Source organism: Paenibacillus allorhizosphaerae, assembly GCF_042659105.1.
Classification (GTDB): domain Bacteria; phylum Bacillota; class Bacilli; order Paenibacillales; family NBRC-103111; genus Paenibacillus_G; species Paenibacillus_G allorhizosphaerae.
Map to the genome: position 1 here is coordinate 1 of NZ_JBHSRV010000058.1, position 2284 is coordinate 2284.

General features: G+C 44.4%; 2 protein-coding genes. Both read right to left on the reverse strand.

All coding sequences use genetic code 11. The features are described 5' to 3' along the window. Nucleotides 1-751, reverse strand: a 751-nt coding sequence (locus tag ACFQI7_RS37700) for a DUF6597 domain-containing transcriptional factor (protein ID WP_377518625.1), incomplete at its 3' end; no start/stop codon positions are given. A 612-nt stretch (nucleotides 752-1363) separates the two neighbouring features. Then, a complete protein-coding gene (locus ACFQI7_RS37705) occupies nucleotides 1364-1810 on the reverse strand; it encodes a hypothetical protein (RefSeq protein ID WP_230415810.1) in 447 nt (148 codons plus the stop codon). Between the last annotated feature and the right edge of the window lie 474 nt (nucleotides 1811-2284).

Here is a 2284-nt window from a genome sequence, read left to right on the forward strand (position 1 = left end):
ACTGATCGTAGTACCCGTGTTGAAGCGCCAAATCCGTCAAGCTGAAATAGTCTCCGCTGTACAATTCCTCAAGCACGCTTTGAAAGCGGACGATGCCGAGCATCTCCTTCGGGCTGAGGCCAAGCTCCAGTTCAAAGGCCCTTCGCAGATGCCTCTCGCTGAAGTTCACTTTATCCGCCAAATCCGTTACTGAAAGATTACCTTTGACCTCGTATATAAACTGCATGCTCTGATAGACCAAAGTGGGAGCAGGCGTCTCGGTCGCAGCCAGTATTTGGCCCAATTGCTGCTCGACGACCTCGATCCTGTCTGGTAACGATTGGGCAGTCAGCAGCTTTTCGACCCAATCGAGAGCCTCTTGTCCCCAGAGATCCTCCAAAAACACACGATTTGCCATTAATGTCGATATTGGAGACTTCAGGATCGTGCGGGCCGACTCTGAATACAGCCGGATGCCCCATACCGAGCGTGCTTTTGTAAATTGCAAAACTTCGACTTGTGTCGTTAGCCCTACGACATAAGCGGCCTGCCTGCTTGATGAAGCGAACAGGTCCACTATAATATCGACACAGCCATCGGGGATGACTCGATGCCCCGGATTTCCCGGTACCGGCAGGAAATCCACCGTCCAATAGGCAGCTACATGCGACGCCAGGCGACGGCTCGGCGCAAACTCCCGGAAGTTGTGCGAGTGGATATGCAACTGCGGCTGCAATTGGGGAGCATGCAAGGGTCGGTAAGGATGGCTCATCTGCGCTTCTTCCTCCTATTACGTGAAAAATCTTGACACCTTGGCGGCTTTCAAGGCTAACTTGGCTCGCCGAGGACTGTATTCCACCTCATGAATGTATTGTAACAAATAACTGATAAGCGGACATATGTCCTTTTCAATTCAATAATGCAGTGTTGAAGTTTACCTTTTCCGGAAAAGGAGAATGAGATTATGAATGTTTAAAAGGAAAGACAGCTTTGATCATCAGTGCTTCTACTGGTAATGGTTTGGTTAACTTTACGTATCGAATGTTCCATCCCTAAATCGCCTAAGCGCCACAATTCATCATTATTATTATTGTAACTATCCTCCCATTAACGTAACAAAGCTGCCGATCGTTGTCCGGCAGCTTCAGCAGTTTTGCTATTGAACTATCGTTACAAGAAAATTAGCAGTACATTTAGAACTTTTCTCATTACTTAACCCCGATTCGAATTTTGGTTAGTATACCTAAAACCACAGAACAATTCTTTTTCATTAAGCATTACTGCCCGTCAATAACATCCAAGAGGAGCTGCCCCCGCGGCAGCTCCATACTATCGTTTCCCGTTAAGTTTAATTATTGAGCATCATACATCAAACTTTTAATCCCTAGAATTCCTCGCGATTAATTTTCTCAAGGGAATCAATTGCTGTCCCTGCCACCTCTATTACATACCAATTAATAGCAATCAGAAAATCAGCCTTTTCATTTGATACAAAATACTCCATTCCATATGAGTTCTGCATTAATTGTCCAATCAACTTAGCATCATTTATTACAACAACTGTATTCTTATCACGACCTTCTTGGTCAAAGCAAATATATGCAGGTTCACTTTTTAAGTAACTTGAAAATGAAAATTCATTTCCCTTCAACGGAATTATAAGGGACTCTTCCGCGCCAATGGACAAGTGTCCCGTAGTTTTATAAGGTTTAAACACTTCTAGTACCTTTTTAATATATTGTTTGGATTCAAGCTCTTTCAATAAAACTGTGTCTATTCCCAAATTGCCGCCAGTTTGTGTTAATTCCCTGGCATTCGGCTTGCCATTCATGTAATTCACCCTAATCCCATTTAGTCAACAATAATGGCAACTAATTTTCGAACCGGCTGCCGTCGTGCTGTTCTGAGCTATCATTACCCGTTAAGCTAGGCATCTTAGAGTTCATATAGTCCAAGTTGGCCAATTAAAACGTCTCCACTACTGAGCTTAACAACAGAATGTATATTCTTGTATTGACTTCTCTTTTTATAAGCGTCAAAAACATACGTCTCTTTGCAACATCAAACTACAGTCAGGCTTATTTTCCTCCTTCAAAATCTGAGGCTTTCCACGCTAACCTGCCCGATAGCGCAATGACGGCTGCCCCGTGGCAGCCGTTTTGGTGTTGAACTATCGTTTCCCGTTAGCCCCCCATGCCCTGTCGGGCGCCACAGAGGATGAAAATTTTGGTGCGACGTTTTATACTATTCTTACGGCTGGTGAGGAAGGTCGTTGCGCTATGGTGTCACGAACCCATCCGTTAGT

What these genes read in the sequence shown, in the direction of transcription:
- ACFQI7_RS37705 (WP_230415810.1), bottom strand. Translation starts at nt 1,810, where the DNA reads ATGAATGGCAAGCCGAATGCCAGGGAATTAACACAAACTGGCGGCAAT.